6 protein-coding genes are annotated in these 12,325 nt (G+C 53.7%); all 6 read right to left on the minus strand.

Annotated elements, in window-relative coordinates:
• Positions 1-332: 332 nt before the first annotated feature.
• Complete coding sequence (locus BLU47_RS08255; protein WP_091961064.1) at positions 333-2,240, minus strand: alpha-amylase family glycosyl hydrolase; 1,908 nt, start codon at positions 2,238-2,240, stop codon at positions 333-335.
• Between the two features lie 110 nt (positions 2,241-2,350).
• Complete coding sequence (locus tag BLU47_RS08260; RefSeq protein ID WP_091961067.1) at positions 2,351-3,736, minus strand: alpha-amylase family glycosyl hydrolase; 1,386 nt, start codon at positions 3,734-3,736, stop codon at positions 2,351-2,353.
• 6 nt (positions 3,737-3,742) lie between these two features.
• Positions 3,743-5,455: a starch-binding protein gene (locus BLU47_RS08265; protein ID WP_091961069.1), complete on the minus strand. Its 1,713-nt coding sequence runs from the start codon at positions 5,453-5,455 to the stop codon at positions 3,743-3,745.
• A 46-nt stretch (positions 5,456-5,501) separates the two neighbouring features.
• Positions 5,502-7,322, minus strand: coding sequence for a RagB/SusD family nutrient uptake outer membrane protein (locus BLU47_RS08270; RefSeq protein ID WP_091961071.1), 1,821 nt, complete (start codon positions 7,320-7,322; stop codon positions 5,502-5,504).
• A 22-nt stretch (positions 7,323-7,344) separates the two neighbouring features.
• Complete coding sequence (locus BLU47_RS08275) at positions 7,345-10,287, minus strand: SusC/RagA family TonB-linked outer membrane protein (RefSeq protein ID WP_091961074.1); 2,943 nt, start codon at positions 10,285-10,287, stop codon at positions 7,345-7,347.
• Positions 10,288-10,336: 49 nt separating this feature from the next.
• Positions 10,337-12,325: a glycoside hydrolase family 97 protein gene (locus tag BLU47_RS08280; RefSeq protein ID WP_091961077.1), complete on the minus strand. Its 1,989-nt coding sequence runs from the start codon at positions 12,323-12,325 to the stop codon at positions 10,337-10,339.

Consider the following 12,325-nt stretch of genomic DNA (forward strand, 5'->3'; position numbering starts at 1 on the left):
AGGGAGACGGGAGGGATGTTTGTTTTCCCTCCCGTCCGTGAACCCCAGTAAATAAAGGGGTTCCGAGCGAAAAAGGGAGGAAGGGAGGGTAAAATCGAAAAAACTATTTTTTGGGGGTGCGAATAAGGTACGGTTATTGACAGATAAGGGACGGTTATTACAAAATAACCCAAGGTTATGGGGAGATAACCTTGGGTATTAATGGTAGCCGGGAGTCCGTAGGCTTCGGACTCTCAGTCCGACCCGTTCGGACTGGCAGTCCGTCGGGACGGACTAAATATTAGCCAATAACGGATCATTACCTGTCTGCTATTCCAGATACGCTGATTCTTTTACCTAATGACATACTTCTTTCCACCCCGGATGTAAATGCCCTTCGAAAGTGACGTAGCGGATGCTGCCGTAGCAACTTTGCAGCCGCTGAGATCGTAGAAGTCTCCACTCGCTTCTAACCTCTCAACACTTAACTTCTGTATGCCGGTAGTGGTGATGACCTGCGTGGGCGTGTTGTTGCCCTCGACATAGTAGCCGTGGTTGACAAAGTTGACGCCATCGTAAATCTTGTTGTTGCCGCCATTGTAGGAGATAATCAGGTTGGCAGGTGCCTCACTTACCTTTGTAAAGGTATATTTGTATATGTTGCTACCTGTGTCGGTCTGTCCCATCAGCGTCATGGCATCGCCGGGCCAAGAGGTATTGATGCAGTAGGCCTCGCCACCGCCCAAGTCGCCCCATGCCCAGACGGCGTAGTCGCGCTCGGTAGCAGTCTCGAAGAAAACACTGATTTCGTCAGCGGTCTCCAGTGTGGGTGTATAGACCTCGGGAGCTGGCAGTTCTTCCTCAGGATAGGAACCACAGACAAAGACGCGGTAGCCCTTGGCCTCAAGGCTGATACTCTGTGTGACCGAAAAATATTGTGTCTTACGGCTGACCCCCTGGGCAATGGTTTCGCTGTTAAGCCACAGGCTCCAGGCTCCTGCGGTCATTCCTGTGAGCGTAGCGGAAGTTTGAGTAGTCGCCATGTTGAGCACGACCAGTACCTCGCTGTCGCCAGACTTGCGGGTGTAGGCCAGCACGTTGGCATTGGCCGGACTGATAGTAACCCAGTTGACGCCCACCTTGTCGCCCAGAGCTGGCACGGCATGCTTCAGCGCGGTGAGCGTGCGGATGGTGTGGTGCATCTTGGCGTCCTTAGTGCTCCAATTGATTTTAGCATCGGTGAAATAGTCGAGTACTTGATTGCCACCGACCTCCTGACCATTATAGATGAGAGGCATGCCGTAGAGAGTATACGCCAGCACGGTGAGCGGATAGCGGTTTTGGCCGTACTTCTCGGTCAGCGTCTTCTTGCTCTCGTTGTAGTTCTGGTCGTGGTTAGTCAAATAGAGCATCCGACCGAACGACACGCCACTGGAGGCGTTGAGCATGGTGTTGGCATTGGCCTTCAGCGTGGCGGCATAAACACCATTGCTGCCATAGTTGACCAGACTGCTCTGGTAGCCCCAGGCATAGTCGTAGTCGAAGCCTGCAGTCTTCAGGCGCGTCACGTCCTGTGCAATATCCGCCTCACCAAGGAAAGTGATGGTCTTGCCAGCCTTGTAGCCCTTGATGTCAGGGATGGCAGCTTGCCAGTAGGTGACGGGAATTTCCTTACTGCTGATATAGTCGCAGCGGAAGCCGTCGACATCGGTCTGGTCAATCCAGAACTTTAGACAGTCTGTCATGGCTTTCTGCAAGTCGGCATTGTCATAGTTCAGCTGGTAGACATCACTGTAGTTGTTGGGGTGAACCATCTGTCCACTTCCATTTTTCTTGTAGTATTCAGGATGGGAGGTCACCCAGGTGGCATTGGTAGCCGTATGGTTAGGCACCCAGTCGAGCCACACCTGCATATGAAGATTGTGAGCAGCCGTCACCAGACTCCTGAGGTCGGCGATGGTGCCATAGTTGGGATTAGTCTGTTGGAAATCGGTGGGAGCATAGGGGCTGTTGATGCCTCCCCCACGCGGATAGACGGGCATCAGCCAAAGGATGTCGACACCCAGCGTCTTCAGTTCACCCAGTTTCTGCTGGGCAGCAGCGAACGTTCCCTCAGTGGTAAAGGCACCGACGTTCATTTCGTAAATGACCTGATGGCCTGCTTCATTCTTGGCGGCGGCTGAGTTGATGTCATCAACATAGTCAGCAGCCAGCATCTGCATAGGCAGCAGTGCAAAGAGATAAATAAGAATTCTTTTCATTGTTTGTCGTATCTTTTTAAAAGCGGGTGGCCGTTCTTCCCAGAGCAGCCAGCCCGAATGTCGTTAAAATTTTAACTCTAACAAACAGTAATTTTCTGATGAAGCAATGATTACTGTTTTACGTAAACTACAAAGCCCTTGGCGTCGAGTTCGACGGGGACTTCCGTATCAAGTGTGACGTCGGTGGCTGAAGGACCGTCAGCGATGGTCTTGCTGTTGAGCCACTGCGTATATTTACCCGCTGCAAAGGCATCGCAACGAAGGGTAACGGGGGCGGTTCCGAGGTTCAGGAATACGAGCACGGGACCGCGCTGATAGGCCAGCACCTGGGGGCAGTCGGTGGCGACATATTCCACAGGAGCATCGGCAGCCAGCGAGGGCTGTGTGTGGTGGAGTGCCACGAGGGTGCGCACGGTGTGCTGCATCTTACGGTCGATGCGGTCCCACTTCACCTTGCCGTCGGTAAAGTAGTTCAACGTGTCGGGGTCGCCAATCTCCTGTCCCTGATAGAGCAGCGGCATACCGGTAAAGGTGAATTCCAGCACGGTGAGCAGGTAGCGGTTGTCGCCATAGAAATCCTTCAGCGTGTGACCACCGTCGTTGTAGTTCTGGTCGTGGTTGGTGAGATAGACCATGCGGCGGTTCTTGATAGCCTTCGACGCCTCCAGCAACTTGTCGCAGAGCATCCTCAGCGTGTCGGCACTGTCGCTGTTCTTGAATTTCCAAGCCAGTGCACCCTGGAAGTCCCAGGCGTAGTCATAGTCGAATCCGCAGGAGTCGATGCGGATATTCTCCGGGTTGCTGATATCGGTCTCGCTGAGGAATTCGATTGGTCGTTTGGCACTCATGCTCTTCAGTTCGGCAATGATGTTCTGCCAGTAGCTGACAGGGATGGTAGGACTGCTGACATAGTCGCAGCGGAAGCCGTCGACATCGCATTCGTTAATCCAGAAACGCAGGGCATCGTTCATGGTGCTGACGAGTCCTTCGTCCTGATAGTTCAGTTCGTAGACATCGCCCCAGCCATGGGGGTGAATCATCTGCCCCTTGCTATCCTTGGTGAAGTATTCTGGATGCTCTGTCACCCAGGGGTTCTCCACGGCCACATGGTTAGGCACCCAGTCGAGCCACACCTTCATGCCACGCTCATGAGCAGCGGCCACGAAAGCCTTCAGATCGGCTACCGTACCGTATGCAGGATTTACCTGCTGGAAGTCCATCGAGGCGTAAGGGCTGTGCATCATCGCGCCACGTGGATAGATGGGCATCAGCCAGAGGATATCCACACCAAGGGTGTCCAGCCGTGCCAACTGCCCTTCGGCAGCCTTGAAGGTTCCCTCTGGGGTGAAGGCACCCACGTTGAGTTGGTAGATGATGCGGTTCTCCTGTGAAACAGGCTTAGTACCATCAACCGAGAACGCACCCTTCCCTGGGCCGCAGGCTGCCAGAAGCAGCGCTGCGACGAGGGTCAGGATTGACAATAAGTTTTTATTCATACCTCATTAATTTGCGGTGAACGAATAACTCTGGTTGGCTACAACCTGCGAGATGTCCTGCTGTACACCGTCGCCCTCGCCGTTGAGGATGAGGTTGTAGGTGCCGCCGTCGTTGGGCAGGGGGAACACCAGTATGCCGTTCTCGTTGCTGGTGGGCTTGATGCCGCGCCAGCCGCCATAGATCTCGCCATCGCCCCAGGCATAGAGCCGCGGGTCGGTGTAGCCGGCATTGTTCTGGATGGTCACCGTGTTGGCAGACTCCACCCATGAGTCATTGACGTCGAAGAAATGGCTGCCTGCGGTTGATATGGCAGGACCGTCCTTCTGCGGACTTCCATTGTCATTCAGTATGAGGTTGTAGTTACCGTTGGCGGGCAACTCAAAGAGGCACCAGCCGTTGTCGGTCGTCTTCACGGGAGCAGCACCAGGCCATCCGCCGCAGGCCTCACTGTCGCCATAGACATAGAGATGCGGAGCGGCATAGCCAACGCTGTTCTTTACGGCAATGATAACCTTCTCGGCAACAGGCTGTGGCTCCGGATCAGGCGTGTCGCCACCCTCGCCGGGCTGATAGTCCTTGTCGATCACTTCATACCCACCATCGTAGATACGGATGTAGATGTCGTGGTCGATGGTGAAGTTCAGGTCGCCACCTTCCCACTGCACACCATTGTTGTTATTATTGGGTATGAGGTTAACGTTCAGACCGGTTCTGCTCTCGCCGAGGTCGAAATAGACATACTCATTGCCATTGATGACCTGTGTACCGGTGGGAGCCATACCGGGCCAGCCGCCAAACAGGTCGTTGGCATCGCTAAGGCCGTCGCCCCAGGCATAGAGCGCCAGGTCAGTCTGGCTCGACTGGTTCAGGACGAACAGTGCATAGCCGTCGTGTGCCACGCCCTCCGGTTCGCCGATTTCCTCGACGCCGTCGGCAGTAACACGCAGGTAGATGTTGCGGTCGATGGTGAAGTTGTAATTATCCAACTGTATACCGGCACCGCCGTTGTTGAAGATGAGGTTCTCGTTCAGACCGGTATTGGCCTCACCGAAGTCGAAGTACTTCCAGACGACACCGCCATGCTTCCACGTACCGGTAACCTCCATACCGGGCCAGCCGCCATTGAGGTCGTTCACGTCGCCCCACATATACATGGTGAGTGTCTCCCAGCCCGTCTGGTCGTCCACATAGACGCAGAAACCATCGTGCTTAGGCTCCGGAGCCTCGCCGCCCTGCCAGTAGTAAGCCTCCCAGCGCTGTCCCCAGATATTGGTGAACGTGCCCACTCCGGGATTGTCGTTATGCACGGCACCAGCTCCCGTGAGGGTATACTCCTGTCCCTGTGAGACGGAATAGAAGCGGAAACCGTCGGCCAGTGTCTTGCCGTCGACGAAGCTTTTGGGGTCGAGATAGATGCCCCACTTGGCATTGCTCTTCTCAGCCTTTACTAGTTTATAGGCCTCGTCAAGGGTAGGCTCTTCGTAGTTGCCCTCCTCGTCGGGCGTCAGCGCATTGCCATTGAACGGGCCGATGATGTACACCTCCTCTTCGACCGTAGTGCCGAAGGGAGCAATGAATTCCAGCAGGATGCGGTCGGCTCGCGTCTCAAACTGCTGTCGCTCGTGGTCAAACACGATGTCGTCGTTGCTCTTGCAACTGCTTATCACTCCCGTCAGGGCAAGCAGTGCGAGGAACAGACTATATATTTTCTTATTCATAAACTTCACTGTTTATTGGTTATTATCCTATTGTTGACAGGTTGTTTTACTTATATGCTGGGTTCTGAATGAGACCCGGATTGACGGAGATGGCCGTCTGCGGCAACGGATACCACTCGAATTTGCGGTCGCGCTTGGCAGGCAGGCTGACACCATCCTCCGTGGCTCGTCCCCAGAACCACCACTGGCCCTGTGTGAACTTGTCGAAGCGGCGCAGGTCGGTACGACGGCGGTTGCCCTCGCCCAGGTATTCCTTACCCCACTCAGAAAGCATCCAGTCCATGTCGAAGGCCGTGAAGCCTGGTCCGGGAATGCTCAGTGCACTGGTGCGGTCGCCGGTCTTGAAGTAACGCTGGCGTACGGCATCGACATACTCCTTGGCGACATTACCATTACCCTTGCGCATCTCGCACTCGGCGATGTTATAGTAGACCTCAGCCAGGCGGAACTGTACGTCGTCGATAGACTTGAAGCCTTCGCTGGCATCAGCGGGATAGAGCGGATACTTCACCAGACGGATACCCGAGTTATTCTCGCCCCAGCGCGGACTCATCACGGTCTCCAGGTCTCTTCCCACATTCAGGAAGGTGCCCAACTGGTCGACATAATCCAAGTCCTGTCCTTTGCGCTCGGCGTCAGACGCCATCGGTTCGCCCGTACCGAAATTGGCACGTATCAGACCTTTCAGGAACATGCCCGGTCCGTGTGTCTTGGTAGACGTGTCGTAGACATAGTTCTGCTTTCGGATGTCACGGTCGTCGAAGCGCTCATAGGGAGCACCCAACTTGTCACCATAGTCACCCAGGAAGCACTTGGCACCAATCGTACCACCACCGGGCAACACCGTTCCTGAGTTGTCGTACGACGGAACCAGACAGACACAGTTCCAGCCACCGATGCCGTCGTATTTCTGTCCAAAATACTGCTCGTAGTCCAAGGGCATGCCTACCATGGTGCGCACGTTCGAGATGGCATTGGCAGCACCCTGTCCGTCCTCACAAGCCAGTGCGAACACCACCTCAGGACTCTTCACGTTGTCGATACTGTAGAGGTTACGATAGTTGCTGTCAAGATCATAGTTGCCATATTTGCCGTTGAGGATCTCCTTCGACAGCGCCTCGCACTCGTCGTAGTGCTTCTCGCCGATGAACACCTCAGCATTCAGCAGCAGACGCGCCTTCAGCATGCGGTTCATGGCCTGGTTGGCACGGTTCACCATCGAGTGGTTGGCATCGTCCTGAGCCAGAGCGCCGACAGTCTCGTCCAGTTCGGTGGCAATGAAATCGTAGATCTTCCGGCAAGAGGTGTCCCAGTCAGGATCAGCCGTTCCAGGCACCTCACTGCCTGCCGACGTGTTCAAGGGCAGTGCACCGCCCCAGAGCTCGAAGATGCAGTAGTAGTTCCAGGCACGCAGTGTGCGAACCTCAGCCACATACTGAGCCAGTTTCTCATTACTCATGCCGATGCTTGCCGCGCTCAGTCCCTGCAGGTCGTTCAGCAGCAGGTTAGCCAGTCCGATACCCGTCCATGAGTTGTTCCATGCCTCGCGGATAATCGTCGTCTCGGAAGTCCAGTTGTGCCACGACAACACCGTCTTCATGGCCTCGTCCCATCCCCACAGGCCACCATTCCATACGCGCCACGTAATCTGGTCGGCAGGATATTCAGAGAGGTGGAAGAAATTCTCACCGGCCAGTGTCGACGACATCTGACCATAGATGGCAGCCAGGGCACCCTTCACACTCGCCTCGTTCTGGTAGTAGACACCAGCGTCGATGCGGTCGTAGACTTTCTCGTCCAGGTTGGTACATGCCGTCATGCCCATACCCATAGCCATCGCTATAATGCTATATTTTATTGCTTTCATAACTTGATCTGTTCAGTTTTAATTAATGAAATCTCACCGTGACACCCAGCGTAAAGTTGGTAGCCTGAGGATAGGCACTGTTAGAGTCGATGCCAGGAGTGATACCCGTAGAAGTGACTATCGAGGGATCATTACCCTTATAGGCCGTCAGCGTGAAGAGGTTCTTGGCAGTCAGGTACACGCGCAGACTCTCTATCAGTTCACGCTTCTTCGGCACGAAGCTATAGCCCACCGTCACGTTGTCCAGCTTGAAGTAGTTGCCGTTCTCCAAGAAATAGCTGGTGATGATACCACCACTCGAGAACACGTCGGCATCGTCGGTATAAGCCGTGCGCAGAACGTTCTCCGTACCGGCACCCCTCAGTCCCATGCCATACTTGCGCATATTGAAAATCTTGTGGCCGAAGGCACCGCGGAAGAGCGTGCTCAAATCCCAGTTCTTATATCTGAACGAGTTGGTCCACGACAGGAAATGCTTCGGGGCGCCATTGCCTATGTTACGCTTCCATGCCGGGTCGGCACTGGCAGCCGCCTGTGCGTTGCCGTCGTTGTCGTAGACCAGCAGACCGCCATTCTCGTCGACACCCGCATGCTCGTAGCCATAGAACTGACCGATCTTGCCACCCTCCTCCACACGGAAGAAGAACTCACTGCTGCCAGGTCCCGGCTTCTGATAGAGGTTGAGGTAAGCCATCTGGTACACATCACTCGACAACTTGGTCAACTTCGTGTCACCCGTACTCCAGTTGATGCCCGTAGTCCACTTCAGGTCCTTCTTAGCCAGCACGTCATAGTCGATGCTAACCTCAAGACCTGTGTTCTTGGTAGTTCCCACATTCACCAGAATGGTGTTGTAGATGAACGGAGGCTGTGGTGCCGTATAGTTATAGAGCAAGTCCTTCGAACGGCGGTCGAAATACTCCACGCTACCACGCAGGCGGCTGTTCAGCGCCACGAAGTCGATACCTACGTTAAACGCCGTAGACTTCTCCCATGCCAAGTCTGGGTTCGCATTCAGCGACGGCGCATAGCCGTTCAGCCACTGGTTGTCGATATAGTACGAGCTGTAAGTGCTGTAGGTAGCCAGCGACTTATAGGCATCAAAGTCAGAACGACCCGTCACACCGTAAGACACGCGAGGCTTCAGACTCTGGAAGAAGGCGCCGACAGACTCTGCGAACGGCGTGTTCGTGATTTCCCAAGCCAGCGAACCCGAAGGGAAGCTACCCCACTTAGTGTTCGTACCGAACTTAGTGCTACCCTCGCGACGCATAGAGGCAGAAGCGAAGATGATATCATTATAGTTGTAGTTCAGTCGCCCGAAGAAACCGATGAGCGTAGACTCCGAGGAGCCAGCCCACAGATTAGCCTTACCATCCTTCAGATAGCTGCCAGAGCCAATGCCGTGATAAGACAGCGCATCATATACAAAGCCCATGTTCTCGTTGCCGCTCTGTTCCCACTTGTTACGCTCCCAGGAGTATCCCAAGACAGCCTTCAGCTGATGCTTGCCCATAGTCATCGTGTAGTTGACAAGCCACTCCAAGCGGTTAGTCCACCACTTCTGATAATTAATACGAGCCCTACCGGCATAGCCGTTCCAATACGACTCCGACGACTTCGTCGGCGTGTAGAAGTTATCCTTCAGGTCGTTATATTGCAGCGCATAGCTCAGCGACGTGTTCAAGTTGTGCTGCTCAAGTTGCAGGATATTCACCTTCACATCAGCATTTCCCAACAGATAGATACGGTCGCCTTGGCTCACATTCTCCCTCAAGTCATTAACGGGATTGTGAACGCCTGTCGGAGAACTGGCCTGGAAGTAAGAACCGTCAGCATTCTTGACGGGAATGGTGGGATTGGTTGTCAGCGCGGTGTCAAACAATCCGTCATTGCCCCACTCCTCATGCACCTTACGGCCTGACAGAGAGGCATTGAACTGAACATAGTTCTGCAGTACGCGCTGCTCCATCACGAAACGTCCGCCGTACTCCTCGCGGTTGCTGACAATGTCAAGACCATTGCCCTTCTTATAGTTGACGGAGGCTCCGAAGTAGCCGTTCTTGGTAGAACTGTCGATAGAAATGTACTGGTTCAGGTTATAGCTGGCTGAACGGGTAATCTCTTTCCACCAGTCAGTGTCGGCGCCATAGTCGGGACCACGGCGTGAACGACGGTACTCGTCGGTAGAGAGGATATCAGGCTTTCCTTTCTGGAAGTTCAGCGCGATGTAGCTGTCGTAGGTGACGTTGGTGACACCGGCAGTGCCAGAACCTTTCTTGGTCGTAACCAGGATGACACCATTGGCACCGCGCGTACCATAGATAGCTGCCGAACCGGCATCCTTCAATACGGTGATAGACTCCACATCCTGCGTGGCAATGTTGCGCAGGTCGCCGCCAGCAATACCGTCGATGACAACCAACGGACCATTGGAGGCAGACAGCGAACCGGCACCACGCACCTGGATATCGGTCATGGCATTAGGATTCGCGTCAGCTGACGTGGACACGTTCAGACCAGCCACCTTACCGGCTACCAGTGCCATGGGGTCGCTAGCAGCACCTTGGTTGAACTGATCCTTGTTGATCTGCACTACGGAGCTGGAGATTTCCTTCTTAGCCAGCGAACCATAACCCACTACCACGACTTCGTTCAGCTGGGCTACGTCTTCCTTCAGTGTGATGTCCATGCCGTCCTGTGCCTTAACCTCCTGAGGTACGAAGCCTACATAGGTGATGACCAGTGTGGTGCCAGGCTTACACTGAACCTTAAAATTACCGTCAAAGTCGGTGACGGTGCCGCCTTGAGTCCCTTTCACAACGACGCTGGCTCCGATGATGTCTTCGCCGGTATCGTCCTTCACATGACCACTAATGGTGCTCTGTGCTGAAATGGTCAAGGTAAAAAGCATGGCCGCTGCCAGAGATAGCATACGGCGGAAAAACACTTTTCTTTGTTCCATTTTTACGATATTTTAAGTTATTAATAAGAGATAATAATTCTCACTTTTTTCATTTTTTCCTTGGCTCAATCCTGACTGCTGCACCGCCGCTGCGTGCCAGGTTCAGTATGAGTTCATGCTGACTGGTAACGTCCAACTGACGGATGGTCATCGTATAGGGATTGTGCTCGTAGTCTGCGTCAGGACCGTCCTCATAGATGATAGCACGGTATGACTTGTCGGCATCCAGGAAATCCATACTGACGCGAAGTGTGCGGGCCTCCTCATTGGTGATGCTGCCGATAAACCAGCGATCGCCGTTTCCTTCCTTGCGGGCTACCGTCACATATTGACCTATCTCACCGTTGGGTACCAGCGTCTTGCTCCATGTCGTAGGACAACTCTCGATGAATGAGAGTGCAGGCTGACCTTCGTAGTTCTCTATGGCATCGGCAGCCATCTGCAACGGACTGTAGATCACCACAAACTCACCGAGTTGCTTGGCAAGTGTGCTGTGGGGATGTGTTCCCTTCACCACTTCCGAGAAATTGAAGATAGCGGGGGTGAAGTCTGTAGGACCAGCCAGACAACGCGTGAAGGGCAGGGTGACGGTATGAGCCGGAGGATTACCACCCCTTCTGTCCCAAGCGTTGTACTCTTGTCCGCGCACGCCTTCCTGTGTCATCAGGTTGGGCCATGTGCGCTGGATGCCGGTAGGCATGGCTGGCTCGTGATTGTCAATCATGATGTGGTACTTGGCGGCGGTCTCAATCACCTTGCGGTAGTGGCGGATGCCATACTGTGACTTAGCCAGTTCCTTGCCATCGAACAGTTGGCCTACATAGCCCGTCTTCACAGCACGGATACCCAACCGACTGAACCAGGCGAAGGCCGAATCCATCTGTTGCTCGAGCAGACGACTGTTGCCCCATGTCTCCATATGACCGATGAAGCGAACGCCCTTTGAAGCTCCATAACGACAGACCTCTTCCATATCGAAATCGGGATAGGTTTTCAGGTATGAGACTTGCTCTCCCTCGCCCCATCCAGGGTTCCAGCCTTCAGCCAATACGCCACTGAATCCATGACGAGCGGCAAAATCCATATATCGTTTTACGTTTTGTGTGGTTGCACCATGTGTGGGACCCATCTCCCACGTGTTCTGCTTCTTGTGAATGCTCCACCAGATACCTATATAGCGACCTGGCTCTATCCATGAGGTATCTGTAATCTTTGAAGGTTCATTCAAGTTCAGCATCAGTCGTGACGTCATCAGTTCACCTGCGGTCTTACCTATTATAATAGTACGCCAGGGGGTTTTCGTCGTCCCCTCGCCATACACCTTTACACCGTTTTGCCAAGGACTTAGTGCCGTCAGCAGTCTGACTGCACCATTCTCAGCCTGTCGCGGAGTCAGGTTGATACTGGCATAATCCTCCAGTGCTGCTTCGTGTATGGCTAAAAACAGGTCACGCTCATATTCTATAGTTAGCGGCGTGCATACGGTATCCTTCTGGCTAAGTAAATCAGAAGTATAAATGCCTTCGAAATAAGCGGTGCGATTGGTAGGAATTGACCAAGCCTTGGCGTCGTGCGCCAAGGTAATCTCGGTCAATTCATCCTGGATAACAAATTTCTCACCTTTTTGATTAGGCAGTATGTAACGGAAACCGACTCCATCATCGAATACGCGGAACACGACATCCATGCGTCGGCCATTTTTCTCCTTGAAATTCACCGTCAGTTCGTTATAGTGATTGCGCACGCGCTCGTCCTCTCCCCAAGGCTGTACCCAGGTATCATCCTTCGAATCGCTGTGCTTGCCAGTCATCGTAACGTGATTGCCCAACTGGCTGTCGCCTAACAGGAAGCCGAGGTGCGAAGGGGTTACCAGCGTTTTTTCACCATACTTTACCGAGTAGTATGCTTTGCCGGTCTTTACCCCAACAGCGACCATCACGGTGCCGTTGGGGGAAGTAACCAAGAGTTCCTTTGCCTGAACAGTGGCAAAGCAACAACTACAAAATAAAACTACTATACTAACTAACTTCTTATACAT

This window comes from Prevotella sp. tc2-28, from assembly GCF_900107705.1.
Classification (GTDB): domain Bacteria; phylum Bacteroidota; class Bacteroidia; order Bacteroidales; family Bacteroidaceae; genus Prevotella.